Genomic DNA, 16,468 nt, shown 5'->3' with positions numbered 1-16,468 from the left:
GGAGGTGTAAACAGATGAGAAAATACGAATTAATGTACATCGTACGTCCGAACATTGAAGACGAAGCGAAGAAAGCTTTAGTTGAACGTTTCAACGAAATCTTAACTTCTAACGGTGCAGAAGTCATCGAATCAAAAGAGTGGGGCAAACGCCGCTTAGCTTATGAAATTCAAGACTTCCGCGAAGGTTTCTACCAAATCGTGAAAGTAAACGCTACTTCAGAAGCAATTAACGAATACACACGTCTTGCTAACATTAGCGAAGATATCATTCGTCACATTGCGGTTCGCCAAGAAGCATAATCATTTAACAAAATGCTGAAAAAAGGAGGTTGCATTTCTGATGATAAACCGTGTCGTATTAGTTGGAAGACTAACAAAAGATCCTGAGCTACGCTATACGCCTAATGGTGTTGCGTCTACAAGATTTACAGTTGCTGTAAATCGAACATTCTCAAACCAACAAGGTGACCGCGAAGCTGATTTCATTAGCTGTGTTGCTTGGCGCAAACAGGCCGAAAACCTAGCGAACTTCATGCGAAAAGGAAGTTTAATTGGAGTGGAAGGTCGCATTCAAACAGGCAGTTACGAAGGACAAGATGGTAAGCGAGTATACACAACAGATGTAGTGGCCGATAGCGTACAGTTTTTAGAACCTCGTAATGGTGGTGGTGCTCCTGCATCTCCTCAATACGGTGGTGGACAGACTTACGGTAATAACCAACCGTCATATGGCGGTGGTCAACCACAACAACAGTTTGGTGGTGCTATGCCAGGGCAGGGTTCATTTGGCGGCGATGCTTATCAGCAAAATCAACCACCTGTGAATCAGCCGAATTATACACGTGTAGATGAGGATCCATTTGCTAATAGCAAAGGACCGATAGAAGTATCTGAGGATGACTTACCGTTCTAATACTTCTAAAATAAAAAATGATAAGGAGGAGACACACTATGGCACCACGTCGCGGAGGCCGCAAACGCCGTAAAGTTTGCTACTTCACTTCAAACAATATTACGCACATCGACTACAAAGATGTAGATTTATTAAAAAAATTCATCTCTGAGCGCGGTAAAATTTTACCACGTCGCGTAACTGGCACAAGTGCAAAGTACCAACGTAAATTAACTTCAGCTATCAAAGTATCTCGTATCATGGGATTACTTCCATTCGTAGCAGAAGATAAATAAGATATAAATAAAGGCACAACAAGGTTTAATCGCTTTGATTGTGCTTTTTTTATTTGTGAAAATGGAGTTGCTAATCTTGTAACCGCCAGTATAGAAATTTTAGAAGGTTAACATGTGAATAATCACATAGGGTAGGGAAATCGAGAATGAATATCCCGATTCTGGTAATATCGTTTATTTTATAGCACATCACCAAAAGATGAGGATGGTTAAAATGCATGTCATGTTGATTGGAGTGGAGACCGGGCGACTCCTTGGGGATCAGCGATAGAGGAACGAAGGCTAAAACCATCACATCCTGTGATAACGCCTTCGTGACCAACATCGTGTTGGCCCGAGACCCTGCAGCGAAGCGAAGCGGCTCATCGGACGCCCCCAGGAAGCTTTGCTCTGTGCGAAAGCGAAGCGTCAGCAATTGTTTTATCTGTGCGAAAGCGTAGCGACAGCAACAACAAAGCGCCCGGTCGGAACGGAAATCAACTCCCACGCTATGGCGACGAGCTTAGTTGATCTCAGTAATTGCTCTATATATTACCATTTGCTATTATCATAAGAATTTATTACACTCTTAGTAGACATGAATAAAGAAAAGATGAAATTTTAGAGATTGAGAAACAATCGACTAAGTAACATTTTTTAAAACAAAACGGCTTATAATCATTTCGATTAAAAGCCTTTTTTCATGTATTAGTAACTGTCGTAAGTTGCTTTTTTTATTGTTGAAAAAATTTGAGAAACACATATATATAATCAATGAATGAATTTGTTCTTTTTCGGTAAAAAATCTTCTATATAGCTATGTATTTCACGCTTTAGTCATTGGTTCTACAAAATTAATGGCAAAGCAATCAGTTGTTCTTAGCGTTTTTTGTTCAATAACCTGAAAAAATGGTACAATAAAGGTCAGTAAGTTTAGCTGAAAAAAGGAAGGTTTTCAATGCCGAATAATCAAACGAAGGCGCTTGTACAAGGTGCTGCAATGGTGGCAATTTTCACCTTGATGATGATACTATCTGCGTATATTCCATTTGCTCTCATGTTAGTATTTTTATTTGCACCGCTACCGTTTTCTTGGTATAGCGCAAAATATAAGCGTTCCACATCAATATTTATAGCAATTGTCGGTTGTATCCTAACGTTTTTAACAAGTGGATTAATCATGCTTCCATTCGCGTTTATTTTCGCGATTGTCGGAATAATTATAGGCGATGCAATACGCCGACAAAAAAGTAAATTATATTTATTTATGTCATCAGGACTTGCCATATTGTTATCAACTGCAGTTGTATTTTTAGCATATGTGCGTTTAGCAGGCATTAATATGATTGAGATTGGTATAGAAGAAGCAAGAAAAAATTATGAACAAACTACAGCACTATCTCAAAATATTCCTGGACAATCAGCTGTGACTCCTGAACAGATAGAAGCAGTAACAAAGATGATGGAATCTACTGTTCCATCAACAGTAACTTTGGGCGCATTTTTAGTTGCATTTGTATTAGTGACAGTGAATTTATCTGTATTAAAGAGATTAGGTTTGAATGTACCAAAATTTGCACCGTTCCAACATATGCGTCTACCACGATCTATTTTATGGTATTACATGATTATTTTATGCATTAATTTATTTATGCGTCCAGAATCTGGATCTACATTAGATATTATTATTTTAAATTTTTCTTATATATTATGGGTGTTATTACTCCTGCAGGGGATTTCCTTTATACATTATTTTATTTCTAAAAAGGGAATGCCGAATGTTGTAAAATGGATAGCAACTTTGTTAGCCTTACCACTAGCATCCTTTATGATATTGCTAGGCATCGTAGATTTAGGTTTCGACGTACGTTCACTTGTGAAAGGGAAAACTAAAGAATAAGGGGCTGATGTAATGGGGACTTTTAGAAAACGACCAATCCGCTATCCGCTTTTTGTTCTTTCCATTTTTGGCATTGTGACGTTCATGCTTCTATGTATTTGGAATATCGGGATAGGTATCGGTTATGGAGTAGGTTTTGTTCTATTAATGGCTTATACGTGGAAGGTAGAAAAGATTACCTTTGATGAAACAGAAAAGCATATTGAATCTATCTCTTTCCGCATGAAAAAAGTTGGGGAAGAGGCATTGCTTGAAATGCCAATCGGGATTTTACTTGTCAATGATCAATATGAAATAGAATGGTCGAATCCATATATGCAAGGCGTTTTAAATATGGAGAATTTAGTAGGTGAAGGTATCGTTAATATATCTGACGATATTTACGTGCTAATGAAGAGCGAAGAGACAAACGAAGATACGATTACGCTCCGTGATCGTAAATATCGAGTTTATTATAAAAAAGAAGAGAATTTACTATATTTCTTTGATATCACTGAGCAGATAGCTATTGAAAAGCAATACTATGCAGATCGTACAGTTATTGCGATTTTATTTGTTGATAACTATGACGAAATTACGCAAGCAATGGATGACCAACCACGTAGTTTAACGAATACGATGGTGACATCCATTGTTAATGATTGGGCGGCTGAACAAGGGATATTTGTCAAAAGAATATCATCCGATCGTTTTTTAGCTGTATTAAACGAATCCATTTTAATGGAGCTTGAGAAGAAAAAATTTGCCATTCTAGATACAATTCGAGAAAAAACAGCGCAAAAAAATATGTCATTAACATTAAGTATTGGGGTTGGTGCAGGATCATCTTCATTAGTAGAGCTTGGTGAACTAGCACAATCAAGTTTAGATCTTGTTTTAGGCCGTGGTGGTGATCAGGTTGCTATCAAGCAACCTACAGGAAAACTAAAATTCTATGGCGGGAAAACGAACCCTGTTGAGAAACGTACGCGCGTTAGAGCACGTGTTATTTCCCATGCACTACGTGATTTAATTCAGGATAGTGACCAAGTATTTGTTATGGGACATAAAAACCCTGATATGGACTCTATTGGTGCCTCTGTTGGTGTACGTAAAATGGCACAAATGAATGATGTGAAGGGCTATGTGATCGTAAATTTTGAGGAATTAAACGGAAGTGTAACACGTTTAATGAATGAAATAGAGAGTAAATCGGATTTCTATGAAAGTTTCCTAACGCCAGAGGAAGCTGCATCAAGAATGACAGAGAAATCTTTGCTCGTTATAGTCGATACGCATAAACCGGATTTAGTCATCGAATCACAGCTATTGAAGCTGGCTGAAAAAGTTGTGGTGATTGATCATCATCGTCGAAGTGAGGATTTTATAGAAAATCCAACGCTTGTTTATATGGAGCCATATGCATCATCTACAGCAGAGCTTATAACAGAGTTACTCGAGTATCAACCAAAACGTGCAAAGATTAATATGTTAGAGGCTACGGCATTGCTGGCGGGAATTATTGTTGATACGAAGAGTTTTACATTGCGTACAGGAGCCCGTACGTTCGAAGCGGCTTCTTATTTACGGACAAATGGTGCCGATACAGTGCTAGTACAGCGATTATTAAAAGAAGACGTCGATACGTATATCGAGCGTTCTAAAATAGTGCAAACAGTTAAGTTCGTGAAGCCGGGTATTGCTATTGCTGTAGGTGAGGAAGCGAAAGTGTATGATTCTGTACTAATTGCGCAAACAGCAGACATTTTACTAACAATGAAGGATGTTGGTGCTTCCTTTGTCATTGCGCATCGTTCAGATGGCAAAATCGGCATAAGTGCAAGATCACTTGGTGAGGTAAACGTACAGCTTGTTATGGAAAAGCTAGGCGGCGGCGGACATTTAACAAATGCAGCTTGCCAAGTCGAAGCAAATTCCATTGCTGGAGTAAGAAAATATTTAGAAGAGGTCATAAATGAGGTACTCGAAGGGAGTTCGGAATCATGAAAGTAGTATTTTTAAAAGACGTTAAAGGAAAAGGGAAAAAAGGGGAAGTTAAAAATGTAGCAGACGGCTACGCACAAAACTTCTTAATTAAAAATGGCTATGCTGCTGAAGCAAATGCACAAGCATTAAGCCAATTAGAAGGTCAAAAGAATTTAGAAGCTAAAAATGCTGCTGCAGAATTAGCTGAAGCGAAAGCATTAAAAGAAAAATTAGAAGCTTTAACAGTAGAATTAAAAGCAAAATCAGGTGAAGGTGGTCGCCTATTTGGCTCAGTATCTACAAAGCAAATTGCTGATGCACTTCAAAAAACGCATGGCATAAAAATTGATAAACGTAAAATGACTTTAAGCGATGGAATTCGTGCGCTAGGCTTTACAAATGTACCTGTAAAACTACATCATGAAGTATCTGCAGCATTAAAAGTTCATGTAACGGAAGAATAAGGGGCGACGATCCATGAACGAACCGATGATGGATCGCGTTCCACCGCATAACCGGGAAGCAGAGCAATCGGTTATCGGTGCAATTTTCCTCGATCCTCAATCGTTAATCACTGCATCTGAAATTTTGCTAGCAGATGATTTTTATCATAATGCACATAAGACAATTTTTGAAACGATGCTACGTTTAAGTGATCAAGGAAAAGCGATAGATGTTGTAACAGTTACTGAAGAATTATCAGCTAAAAAAGAAATTGAGGATGTTGGCGGGCTATCGTATTTACTAGAGCTCGCCAATGCTGTCCCTACGGCTGCTAACGTCGCACACTATGCGAAAATTGTCGAAGAAAAGGCTCTATTACGTCGTTTAATTCGTGTAGCTACTAAAATAGTAGAAGATGGCTATACTCGTGAGGATGAGGTAGAGGCATTACTAGGCGAAGCAGAGAAGAAAATGATGGAGGTAGCCAATCGTAAAAATGCGGGTGACTTTAAGCATGTCAAAGACGTATTGGTGGAAACCTTTGATAACATCGAAAAGATGCAATCACAAAAAGGTGATGTTACAGGTATCCCGACAGGCTTCCGTGATTTAGACCATATAACAGCTGGCTTCCAGCGCAACGATTTAATTATTGTAGCGGCACGTCCTTCTGTAGGTAAAACAGCCTTTGCATTGAATGTTGCGCAAAGTGTTGCCGTTCAAGCACGTGAAAATGTTGCAATTTTCTCCTTAGAGATGGGTGCTGAGCAGCTAGTTATGCGTATGCTTTGTGCGGAGGGAAATATAGATGCACAAGTTTTACGTACAGGTGCTTTAACAACGGAAGATTGGGGTAAACTAACTATGGCAATGGGGAGTTTATCGAATTCTGGAATTTTTATTGATGATACACCAGGTGTACGTATCAATGAAATTCGAGCAAAATGTCGACGTTTAGCACAGGAGCACGGTCTCGGTATGATTTTGATCGATTATTTACAGCTCATTCAAGGTAGTGGTAAGCCAGGGGAGAACCGTCAGCAAGAGGTATCTGAGATTTCGCGTTCTTTAAAAGGTCTAGCGCGTGAATTAAAGGTTCCGGTCATTGCATTATCACAGCTATCTCGTGGCGTTGAGCAACGTCAAGATAAACGACCTATGATGAGTGACTTACGTGAATCGGGAAGTATTGAGCAAGATGCTGATATTGTTGCCTTCTTATATCGTGATGATTATTACGATAAAGAGTCTGAGAGTAAAAATATGATTGAAATTATTATTGCTAAACAGCGTAACGGTCCAACGGGTACAGTTACACTCGCTTTTAAAAAGGAATTCAATAAATTCATTAATGTGGATTGGTCGCAAATGCCGCCACCACCTCCACGTGATTAAAAATTTATCTTCATTCATAAGAACCTTCTTTTAGAAGAACTCAACGTTGGAGATTACGCAAATACGGAATTAATCTGAATGTTAGATAATATTCATATCATTCTGTTATTAAACACGAACGTTGAATCATATTTTTTGATTTTACGTTCGTGTTTTTAAGTATTTTTGTTGACTAGGCGTTTCTATCATTGTTACAATAATTAACGGCTTAAAAATTGAGATACAAATCGTATCTAACGGAGGTGCTGACTATGACATCAGTTGTAGTTGTAGGAACACAGTGGGGAGACGAAGGAAAAGGTAAAATTACGGATTTCCTTTCACAAAAAGCCGATGCAATCGCTCGTTTTGCAGGCGGTGATAATGCAGGACATACTATTAAATTTGATGGTGAAACTTATAAGTTACATTTAATTCCATCAGGGATTTTCTATAAAGAAAAAACTTCAGTAATCGGAAATGGTCTGGTTGTTAATCCAAAGTCATTAGTTACTGAGCTTAGAGGCTTACAAGAGCGTGGCGTTGATACAGATAATTTACGAATTTCTAATCGTGCGCATGTTATTTTGCCATATCATATAAAGCAAGATATCGCTGATGAGGAAAGCCGTGGCGATAATAAAATTGGTACGACTTGTAAAGGGATTGGACCATGTTATCAGGATAAAGTAGCACGTATCGGTATCCGTATGGCTGATTTACTAGACAAGGATGTATTTGAAGAAAAACTACGTCAAAATTTAGCAATTAAGAATAAGTTATTTGAGAAATTTTACGAAGTTGAAGGCGTAACATTCGAAGAAATTTTCGAGGAATATTACAACTATGGACAAGAAATCGCAAAATATGTAACAGACACATCGAAAATCTTAAATGATGTACTAGATGAAGGCGGCAAAGTGTTATTTGAAGGAGCACAAGGTATTTTACTTGATGTCGATCAAGGTACGTACCCATTTGTAACATCTTCAAATCCTGTTGCAGGCGGAGTAGCAATCGGTGCTGGCGTTGGTCCATCACGAGTTACAAGTGTTATTGGTGTATCTAAAGCCTATACATCTCGTGTTGGCGATGGACCGTTCCCAACTGAATTATTTGATGAAGTAGGTCAACAAATTCGTGAAGTTGGTCGTGAATACGGTACAACAACTGGCCGCCCACGTCGTGTAGGTTGGTTCGATACGGTAGTTGTACGCCACTCACGCCGAGTAAGTGGTATTACGCATCTTGCGCTTAACTCAATCGATGTTTTATCTGGTTTAGAAACAGTTAAAATTTGTACTGCGTATAAATATAAAGATGAAACGATTACTGAGTATCCAGCAAATCTTCATATTATTGAACAATGTGAACCAATTTATGAAGAGCTTCCAGGCTGGTCAGAAGATGTTACAGGCTGCAAAACATTAGAAGAGCTACCTGAGAATGCACGACGCTATGTAGAACGCGTGAGTGAATTAACTGGTATTGAAATTGCTACTTTCTCTGTTGGTCCTGCACGTGAACAAACGAACGTTTTAGTGGACGTTTGGGAAGCAAAATAATTATAAATCATAAAAGGGCGTACCATATGCGGTACGTCCTTTTTTATACCTCTTTACTTACACTAATTTGAGATGAGGTGAGAATTATTGTCCGTTAATGCAGGATATATCAAAAATAAGTATGACTCTTCTGCAAAACGAGGGGTTGATTTCCGTTCCGACTGAGCGCTTTGTTGCTGACGCTTCGCTTTCGCACAGAGCAAAGCTTCCTGGGGGCGTCCGATGAGCCGCTTCACTCGCGCCGCTCGCTCCAGGGTCTCGGGCCAACACGAGGTTGGTCACGAAGGCGTTATCACAGGATGTGATGGTTTTAGCCTTCGTTCCTCTATCGCTGATCCCCAAGGAGTCGCTCAGTCTCCACTCCAATCAACCAATTCACATAGCATGTATCTTCTGGCATATTACTCTAATTTATAGTGATGATATGCGAAAATATAGTGGCAGCAACATATGCTTATTGCAAAGTGTTCACTTCCATAGATGTTTTTCAAACAATATTAAAAAGGACGTACCATATACGGTACTTCCTTTTTGCTATTAGTGAATATCTCTCTTCTTGAAACGGCCACCTCTAACCTCTGCAATATTACCAATTGCTAGGAATGCATTATCATCAATTTCAGAGACGATTGATTTAAGCTTGGATTCCTCTAATCGTGTAATGACAGTAAAAATAACTTTTTTATCGTTACCTGTATAAGCCCCCTCACCATGAAGGAAGGTTACACCTCGACCTAGTCGGTCCATAATCGTCTGCCCTATTTCATCAATGTCGTCACTTATGATATAAACAGATTTTGATTCCTCCATCCCTTGAATGACGATGTCGATCATTTTATAGGCGATATAGTATGCCAGGATAGAGTACATGGCTTGTTCCCATGTGAACACAAATCCCGCTACCGCAAAGATGAGTAAATTGCAGAACATAATAATTTCACCAACGGAGAACGGTGTTTTACTATTAAATAAAATAGCTAAAATTTCTGTCCCATCTAATGAACCACCATAACGAATGACGATGCCGACACCAATACCTAAAATCATACCTCCAAAAACTGTGGCCAATAGCGTATCTTGAGTAAACGGGTTTAGATTATGTAAGAAGAGTGTTGTTAATGAGAGTACAGTAATTCCGAGCCCTGTGGAAAGTGCAAAGGTTTTACCGATTTGTTTATAGCCTAAAAAGATGAAAGGTAAGTTTAAAATGAAGATGAAAATACCAAGAGGTAAATTTAATAAATGAGAAGTGATAATGGAAACACCTACGATTCCACCATCCATAATGTGGTTTGGTACTAAAAATAGCTCAAGCCCCAGTGCCATAATGAATGCACCTAATGCTACCATAATGGTCCTAATTATAAGTTTACGAACGGGATTCTTACTTTGGGGCTTCCTTACTTTAGGGGTTATTCCAGAGGTTTGTAAAACATTCAAATTAATCGCTCCATTCAACTAGTGTATCTTATTGCTATTTTATCAGAATATTTAAAAAGCAAAAAGGGGGTAAGTCTAAAATTATACTAAAAATAAATGGAATACTACCGCTGTATTTAAAGAACTTAACCAATCGCTTGGAGTAGAGGTTGAGCGGCTTAGGGTCTAGATACCTCATGGAAAGCACTATACTGGAATAAAAATCCATGTTTAAAATATATTTATTAATAGTTATAAAAATAGGAATGATGTAACAATTAGTAGAGAATTAATACATTTACATTACAAAAAGATGAAAACAGTTAAACTGTATTTTCTTTATGGTACAGTATATTGGTGCAAAAATTATTTGTGGGTAATTAATACTGCTATAGAAAAGTTAGAAGGTGCTTTACGGACACCTATCATCAATAAAAGTGCAAGTTAGGACAAGTAAGTAGTAGGAAAAAGTTCTGTTATGGGAAATATAGGATCTGCTAGAAACCCAACAGGTATATATCTACACATCTACACTTTTGAAGTTAAGAAAAAGGGTTTGTTAGAAAACCCATTATCATATGTAGGGCGTTAATCAATTCGAATAGGAGGCAGTCCAAAATAGGGCTGTCTTTTTATATACCTTGTATATAAATCTATGTTATTTCCCGAGAAATATTTGTCGAAATGTAGTTTAAAATAATATCGTAAAGTGTCTTAGGATTTAGTATAATGCATAGAAGCTAAAAGCATGGTAGAGTTAGAGTAGTGACTTTAACTTCTTTCAGCAAAAGTCTCCCATCCTTTTAGGTGGTGAGTTAATGCGAGTTGAAGTTATTTTTCAGTGGATGTCCGCTGAAATAAGTTAAAGCCTCCGGCGGATGTCATGGATTCGGAAAGGAGTGCTTTGTGCAAGCACAAAGCCGAATCCAGACGCAATTATACCGAGGCATAATTGATAAATACAATCGTTTAAAAATAGATAAATAGCGAAAGGGAGAAAAAATATGGACAAGACCATTTTAGTTGTTGACGATGAAAAACCAATCGCAGATATTTTACAGTTTAATTTAATAAAAGAAGGCTACAAAGTTATTTGTGCTTATGATGGAGATGAAGCACTAGAGAAGGTTGAGGAAGAGCAACCAGATTTAATGCTTTTAGATATAATGTTACCTAAGCGTGATGGAATGGAAGTTTGTCGAGAAGTACGAAAAAAATATGATTTCCCTATCATTATGCTAACTGCAAAAGGGTCAGAGATTGATAAAGTATTAGGACTAGAAATGGGCGCAGATGATTATGTGACAAAGCCATTTAGTACACGTGAGCTTATTGCGCGTGTAAAGGCAAATATGCGTCGTTTACAGGTAGTAGCCCCTACTGCCGAAGAGGTTGAAGAAGAATCCAATGAAATTGTAGTAGGCTCTCTTGTTATTCAGCCAGATGCTTACTTAGTATTGAAACGTGATGAGGCAATTGAACTAACACACAGAGAGTTTGAACTATTACATTACTTAGGGAAGCATATCGGTCAAGTAATGACGCGTGAACATTTGCTACAAACTGTGTGGGGCTATGACTATTTCGGTGATGTACGAACAGTAGACGTAACAATTCGTCGTTTACGAGAAAAAATAGAGGACAATCCTAGTCATCCAGCATGGATTGTAACACGCCGTGGTGTAGGTTATTATCTACGAAATCCTGAACAGGAGTAAAAAGGAATGCAGAAAGTAAGCTTCTTTAAATCAATTCATGTCAAACTGGTATTAATTTACATTTTGTTGATACTTCTTGCTTTGCAAATAATAGGAATTTATTTTGCGCGTGAATTAGAGCAAAATTTAAAAGAAAATTTCCGACAATCTATTTTTCAACGTGTTGATTTGATGCAATATAGCATTCGTGAAGAAATGTTAAAAGAACGCGATGAGAGTATGCCATCTCTTGAAGAAGGCTTGGAAACGATTGTAATGGAGTTTTCCACGGGGCTGAAAGAAGTTTCTAATGGAGATATTTTAGAAATCCGTGTCATCGATAATAGACAGCGTATTCGTGCCACATCTGAGGTAGACAATCAAAGTTTGATAGGACAGCGTTCGAATAATGATCTCGTACGCCGTGCTATCTCTGCAGAAACATTATTTGAAAACATTAAACTTGATAATAAAACAAGAAATCGAGTGTGGGTGTTAGCTTCGCCAATTCGAGATGGTGTAGGTCCTGATGATGAAATCGTAGGGGTACTCTACATTGAAGCTAATATTGAATCTGTTTTTGAACAAGTGAATGACATTAACCGTATTTTCCTTGGTGGTACAGCAGTGTCCTTAGTGATTACTATCTTTTTAGGAATCTTAGTGGCACGAACAATTACACAGCCGATTTCAGATATGCGTAAGCAAGCACAGGCGATGGCAAAGGGGAACTATTCTCGAAAAGTACGGGTTTATGGTACAGATGAGATAGGGCAGCTGGCTATAACCTTTAATCATTTAACAAATCGCTTGCAGGAGGCGCAATCTACTACTGAGGCAGAGCGGCGAAAGCTCGATTCGGTCCTTAGTAATATGACGGATGGTGTTATTGCAACAGATCGAAAAGGACGCATCATTCTTATTAATGACCCCGCACTAGAGCTGCTGCATATTTCAAGAGATATTACATTAGGCCGTCCGATTGCATCTGTTTTAGGTATTGATCAAGAGTATAGTTTTGAGGATTTAATTCACATGAATGATGCGGTGAATTTAAATTTCAGTACAGCAGACGCACCGTATATTTTACGTGCGAATTTCTCTGTTATTCAAAAAGAAACGGGCTTTATTAATGGTCTAATTACCGTACTGCACGATATTACGGAACAGGAAAAAATAGAGATGGATCGCAGGGAATTTGTATCAAATGTGTCACATGAATTAAGGACACCATTAACGACGATGCGGAGTTATTTAGAGGCGTTAGCAGATGGTGCATGGAAAGATGAAAATATTGCTCCAACATTTTTGAATGTCACACAAACAGAGACAGAGCGTATGATCCGCTTAGTGAATGACTTATTGCAGTTATCACGAATGGATAGTTCAGATTATGAATTGAATCAAGACATTGTTCTATTTAATTCATTCTTTAACCGTATTATCGATCGTTTTGAAATGTCTAAGTCAGATAAAGTGATGTTTGAACGTTTATTCCCAGAGGCATCTTATTATGTAGAAATCGATACGGATAAGGTGACACAAGTTATCGATAATATCATTTCTAATGCTATTAAGTATTCACCCGATGGAGGTAATATTCGCTTTGGCTTTACAGCGCAAGGAGATATGCTAAAGGTTATGATTTCCGATGATGGTATGGGAATTCCTAAGGAAAATGTAGGACGTATTTTTGAGCGTTTCTATCGAGTAGATCGGGCTCGAGCTCGTTCTATGGGAGGCACTGGTCTAGGGCTAGCTATTGCGAGGGAAATGATTGAAGCTCATGGCGGTAAAATATGGGCTGAAAGTGAAGAAGGGCATGGAACAACGGTTTTCTTCACTTTACCACTTAATTTAGATGATTTTGATGAGGCAGGTGAGTGGGAATGAAATATATAGAACCAGTTAAATCAGTTGTTCTATTCCTACTCGTTATGCTAAGTGTAGTTTTAACCTTTATGATTTGGACATACACGCCAGATTATAAAGTTATTGAACAGACTGAAGGAAAAGAAATTCTAATCGGACCACAAAAAAAAATGGATGATGTAATTCGTCCTTATAAAGCTATTTACCGTTTTGATAAGGAATTTACCGGAACAGTATCTAATGGTGCAATGATAGATATTATGGACGCATTTCGGGGATGGAATGTCCTAGATTTAACGCCCATTGACAATAATCTTAAGGCGGACTCTGTAAACGACATGATTCGTTCTAACAATTATATGACCGTCTTTTTTCCTGGTGAGATTCCTTACTCTGCCTTTAACACGATTTTTCAGTTCGCTGATAAGGATCTACCTGAAACAACCTTCAATCGTATGATTATAGATTGGGGCAATTATAATAACAAAGTGTTACAGGTATTTTTCATTAGTGGCAACAATGAATTATTGATGGGTTCACGTGTAAGTCTAGAAAATGCTAATCAATTTGTAAGAAATATTATTGAACCAGCGAAAACATACGGCACTTTTAAAGAAGTGGAGCGAGATGGCTTTACCTCACTATATATTGCAAATGATAAAATTGAATCTGCAAAATATACGTATTTAATCGAAGAGAAACCTGAATTATTTAAAAATGTGGTATTTACAAATCTAAACAATGTCGTGCGCACTGATGAAAGTGCAACTACTGAAAAATATCACGATGGAATGTCACGGATGGTGATTGATTCGAAAGTGAAATCATTAACCTATGTATATCCAGCTGCAGAAAGTAGTGTAAGAATAGAGCCTTCCAAGCTCTTTACGGATAGCTTTGAATTTATCAATGAACACGGCGGTTTTACAGATGATTATCGCTTAGCCTCAACAAGTACAAGCAATAATCAATTAGATTATCAGCTTTATTTACATGGACTACCGATTTATAGTGATCAGGCTATAAACCGAATTACAACCGTTTGGGGAGATAATCGTATTTTCCGCTACAAACGTCCATACTTTTCTTTTGAGAAAGATATTCCATCCGAAAAAGAGATGAAGGAACTTCCGTCAGGATCTGAAATCGTTGAAAAGATTAAAAAGCTAAATAACATTGCTTTATCAGATATAGATGATATTGTTGTGGGTTTCTATTTAACCTATGACCAAAGTACAATAGTGACATTAGAGCCATGCTGGTTTGTTATTCGTAACGGTATATCGACGAAACTGACGCCTGACATATTAGGGGGTGTCATAAATGGATTGGAATAGAACAAAATCTATTTTTATATTCGTTTTTTTAATCTTAAATATCTTCTTGTATTGGTTGTATTTAAATCGCTATAATGAAGCGCAGAGCGTTGAAATACTAGGTGAAAAAACAATAGAAGCCCGTTTAAAAGATGATAATATAACGTATGGACCACTGCCGAATAGTAATGAATCTGCTACTTACATTACAGGCAAAGTGCATAATTTTAAAAATATTGTTAACGATGACAATCAGCGAGTAAGTTTCACTGATGAGACACATGCACATATACGTGTTAATTTTATTAACCCTGTGAAATTACGAAATATTAGCGATGATACAAGCTTTACTGATTTTGTCCATACAAACGTTAAAGATGGAGATTCTTATGCACTATGGAAGGTAGATCATGAGGAAAGAGTCGCAGTCTTCTTCCAGAAGAAAAATAATCGAATGTTCTATTACAATGATAGTGCCGTATTAAAAGTACAGTGGAATTTAGATAACGAAGTGGTAATGTATGAGCAGACAATGATTGATAATATCGAAGAGATGGAGGAACAAGAAACGGTCATACCACCACTTCAAATTTTCCAGACACTTTATAATAAAGGGCTATTAAAATCAGAATCGCGTATTAAGCAAGTGAAGCTAGGTTACTCAACATTTAGTAATTTAACACAAACGCAAGTGTTGATACCAACATGGGAAGTACAAGTGGAATTACCGGACGGAGAAATAGATGAGTACTTCGTTGATGCTATTGATGGGAAAATTATTGAAATCCAAGGAGACAAGCAAAAGGCTGAAGAGGAAGACTGGGGAGTTGAATAATGCGATTTAGTGTTTTAGCAAGTGGTAGTACAGGAAATTCGATTTATGTAGAGAATGATGATCATGCATTTATTGTCGATGCGGGTCTTAGTGGCAAAAAGATGGAGCAACTATTTACAAAAGTCGACCGCAATATGAAACAGCTAAGTGGCATTTTTGTTACACATGAGCATAGTGATCATATTAAAGGAATAGGTGTATTGGCACGAAAATATAATGTACCTGTTTATGCTAACGCCAAAACGTGGCAGGCGATGGACGGGCTAGTCGGTGATATACCTTTAGAGCAACGTTTTGAATTTGAAATGGATACTGTAAAGCATTTTGGTTCATTGGCTGTTGAATCTTTTGCTGTATCCCATGATGCAGCAGATCCAATGTTTTATAGCTTTCATGAAGATGGGCGCAAGCTTGTTGTTATTACGGATACAGGTTATGTCAGTGACCGTATGAAAGGGATTATTCGTGGTGCTGATTCCTTTGTATTTGAAAGTAACCACGATGTGAATATGCTGCAAATGGGGCGTTATCCATGGTCTATAAAACGTCGTATTTTAAGTGATGTAGGGCACGTTTCAAATGAGGATGCAGCTATCGCAATGAGTGACGTAGTATTTGAAAAACCAACAAATATATATTTATCACATTTAAGTAAAGATAATAATATGAAAGAGCTTGCACGCATGAGTGTTACACAAACGTTGCAATCTTGCGGCATTATTGTCGGGGAGTATTTAAATTTACTTGATACAGATGCAGAAGAGCCGACGAAATTAGTAACCGTTTAATGATTAGTAAACAATAAAAAAGAAGCTTTAATGAGGCTGTTCAATCACATTTTATAGAAAATGTATTGAACAGCCATTTTTATGTCCATTTTATTTATTTTTCATCTGATTTTAATGTTTGAAT

14 protein-coding genes are annotated in these 16,468 nt (G+C 37.6%); 13 read left to right on the top strand and 1 reads right to left on the bottom strand.

Going from position 1 to position 16,468, the window contains the following annotated elements; all coding sequences use genetic code 11:
- The first annotated feature begins 14 nt into the window (after positions 1-14).
- The 8 genes from rpsF to ABH966_RS09900 all read left to right on the top strand — a co-directional run bounded on the left by rpsF (position 15) and on the right by ABH966_RS09900 (position 8,417).
- A complete protein-coding gene (gene rpsF / locus ABH966_RS09935) occupies positions 15-302 on the top strand; it encodes a 30S ribosomal protein S6 (protein ID WP_053482932.1) in 288 nt (95 codons plus the stop codon).
- Positions 303-342: 40 nt separating this feature from the next.
- On the top strand, positions 343-915 hold the full coding sequence (ssb, locus tag ABH966_RS09930) for a single-stranded DNA-binding protein (RefSeq protein ID WP_079563368.1): 573 nt from the start codon (positions 343-345) through the stop codon (positions 913-915).
- 38 nt (positions 916-953) lie between these two features.
- Complete coding sequence (gene rpsR / locus ABH966_RS09925; protein WP_004233359.1) at positions 954-1,190, top strand: 30S ribosomal protein S18; 237 nt, start codon at positions 954-956, stop codon at positions 1,188-1,190.
- A gap of 937 nt (positions 1,191-2,127) precedes the next feature.
- Positions 2,128-3,069, top strand: a complete 942-nt coding sequence (locus ABH966_RS09920; protein ID WP_370077920.1) for a YybS family protein — start codon at positions 2,128-2,130, stop codon at positions 3,067-3,069.
- 12 nt (positions 3,070-3,081) lie between these two features.
- Positions 3,082-5,055 (top strand): DHH family phosphoesterase, encoded by a 1,974-nt coding sequence (locus ABH966_RS09915; protein WP_370077918.1) that lies wholly within the window; start codon positions 3,082-3,084, stop codon positions 5,053-5,055.
- Entirely contained in the window at positions 5,052-5,498 is a 447-nt protein-coding gene (gene rplI / locus ABH966_RS09910; RefSeq protein WP_053482928.1) for a 50S ribosomal protein L9, read from the top strand. The genes ABH966_RS09915 and rplI overlap by 4 nt, the downstream gene beginning before the upstream one ends.
- Before the next feature lie 13 nt (positions 5,499-5,511).
- Positions 5,512-6,873, top strand: a complete 1,362-nt coding sequence (gene dnaB / locus ABH966_RS09905; RefSeq protein WP_370077916.1) for a replicative DNA helicase — start codon at positions 5,512-5,514, stop codon at positions 6,871-6,873.
- A 251-nt stretch (positions 6,874-7,124) separates the two neighbouring features.
- Complete coding sequence (locus tag ABH966_RS09900) at positions 7,125-8,417, top strand: adenylosuccinate synthase (RefSeq protein ID WP_370077914.1); 1,293 nt, start codon at positions 7,125-7,127, stop codon at positions 8,415-8,417.
- A gap of 537 nt (positions 8,418-8,954) precedes the next feature.
- On the opposite strand, the gene ABH966_RS09895 is transcribed toward ABH966_RS09900, so the two are convergent.
- Entirely contained in the window at positions 8,955-9,767 is an 813-nt protein-coding gene (locus ABH966_RS09895) for a YitT family protein (RefSeq protein ID WP_483308138.1), read from the bottom strand.
- A 1,073-nt stretch (positions 9,768-10,840) separates the two neighbouring features.
- Between ABH966_RS09895 and yycF the strand changes: the two genes are divergently transcribed.
- From yycF to ABH966_RS09870, 5 genes are read left to right on the top strand one after another with little or no spacing between them, the layout of a single operon-like run.
- Positions 10,841-11,554 (top strand): response regulator YycF, encoded by a 714-nt coding sequence (yycF, locus tag ABH966_RS09890; RefSeq protein ID WP_049662630.1) that lies wholly within the window; start codon positions 10,841-10,843, stop codon positions 11,552-11,554.
- Between the two features lie 6 nt (positions 11,555-11,560).
- A complete protein-coding gene (walK, locus tag ABH966_RS09885; protein WP_370077909.1) occupies positions 11,561-13,426 on the top strand; it encodes a cell wall metabolism sensor histidine kinase WalK in 1,866 nt (621 codons plus the stop codon).
- Positions 13,423-14,742 (top strand): YycH family regulatory protein, encoded by a 1,320-nt coding sequence (locus tag ABH966_RS09880; RefSeq protein WP_370077907.1) that lies wholly within the window; start codon positions 13,423-13,425, stop codon positions 14,740-14,742. Before walK ends, ABH966_RS09880 begins: the two co-directional genes overlap by 4 nt.
- Positions 14,729-15,556 (top strand): two-component system regulatory protein YycI, encoded by an 828-nt coding sequence (locus tag ABH966_RS09875; RefSeq protein ID WP_370077905.1) that lies wholly within the window; start codon positions 14,729-14,731, stop codon positions 15,554-15,556. The genes ABH966_RS09880 and ABH966_RS09875 overlap by 14 nt, the downstream gene beginning before the upstream one ends.
- Entirely contained in the window at positions 15,556-16,344 is a 789-nt protein-coding gene (locus tag ABH966_RS09870; RefSeq protein ID WP_100542654.1) for an MBL fold metallo-hydrolase, read from the top strand. The genes ABH966_RS09875 and ABH966_RS09870 overlap by 1 nt, the downstream gene beginning before the upstream one ends.
- Positions 16,345-16,468 lie beyond the last annotated feature (124 nt).

The sequence above is a fragment of the Lysinibacillus sp. RC46 genome (assembly GCF_041262385.1).
Classification (GTDB): domain Bacteria; phylum Bacillota; class Bacilli; order Bacillales_A; family Planococcaceae; genus Lysinibacillus.
Note: the sequence above shows the minus strand (reverse complement) of the source record. Positions and strands in the feature narration are given on the sequence as shown.

Coding starts and splice junctions, on each gene's coding strand:
- ABH966_RS09880 (WP_370077907.1), top strand. CDS start 13,423: ATGAAATATATAGAACCAGTTAAATCAGTTGTTCTATTCCTACTCGTT.
- ABH966_RS09870 (WP_100542654.1), top strand. CDS start 15,556: ATGCGATTTAGTGTTTTAGCAAGTGGTAGTACAGGAAATTCGATTTAT.
- rplI (WP_053482928.1), top strand. CDS start 5,052: ATGAAAGTAGTATTTTTAAAAGACGTTAAAGGAAAAGGGAAAAAAGGG.
- rpsR (WP_004233359.1), top strand. CDS start 954: ATGGCACCACGTCGCGGAGGCCGCAAACGCCGTAAAGTTTGCTACTTC.
- rpsF (WP_053482932.1), top strand. CDS start 15: ATGAGAAAATACGAATTAATGTACATCGTACGTCCGAACATTGAAGAC.
- ABH966_RS09915 (WP_370077918.1), top strand. CDS start 3,082: ATGGGGACTTTTAGAAAACGACCAATCCGCTATCCGCTTTTTGTTCTT.
- ssb (WP_079563368.1), top strand. CDS start 343: ATGATAAACCGTGTCGTATTAGTTGGAAGACTAACAAAAGATCCTGAG.
- walK (WP_370077909.1), top strand. CDS start 11,561: ATGCAGAAAGTAAGCTTCTTTAAATCAATTCATGTCAAACTGGTATTA.
- dnaB (WP_370077916.1), top strand. CDS start 5,512: ATGAACGAACCGATGATGGATCGCGTTCCACCGCATAACCGGGAAGCA.
- ABH966_RS09920 (WP_370077920.1), top strand. CDS start 2,128: ATGCCGAATAATCAAACGAAGGCGCTTGTACAAGGTGCTGCAATGGTG.
- ABH966_RS09895 (WP_483308138.1), bottom strand. CDS start 9,767: ATGGTAGCATTAGGTGCATTCATTATGGCACTGGGGCTTGAGCTATTT.
- ABH966_RS09875 (WP_370077905.1), top strand. CDS start 14,729: ATGGATTGGAATAGAACAAAATCTATTTTTATATTCGTTTTTTTAATC.
- ABH966_RS09900 (WP_370077914.1), top strand. CDS start 7,125: ATGACATCAGTTGTAGTTGTAGGAACACAGTGGGGAGACGAAGGAAAA.
- yycF (WP_049662630.1), top strand. CDS start 10,841: ATGGACAAGACCATTTTAGTTGTTGACGATGAAAAACCAATCGCAGAT.